Below are 240 nucleotides of genomic sequence, written 5' to 3'. Positions count from 1 at the left end.
AGGCGAGAGAGACGGATAGAAATCAGAGCGACGGATAGGAGAGCCAGAGCGACGGAAAGAAAGGCCAAAGCGACGGAAAGAACAGCCGAAGTGACGGATGTGAAGGCGAGAGAGACGGATAGAAATCAGAGAGACGGATAGGGGAGCCAGAGCGACGGAAAGAAAGGCCAAAGCGACGGAAAGAACAGCCGAAGTGACGGATGTGAAGGCGAGAGAGACGGATAGAAATCAGAGAGACGG

The organism is Lysinibacillus sp. NPDC093216 (assembly GCF_050280325.1).
Taxonomy (GTDB): Bacteria; Bacillota; Bacilli; order Bacillales_A; family Planococcaceae; genus Lysinibacillus.
The sequence above is the reverse complement of the archived record's forward strand: the minus strand, read 5'-3'. Positions refer to the sequence as shown.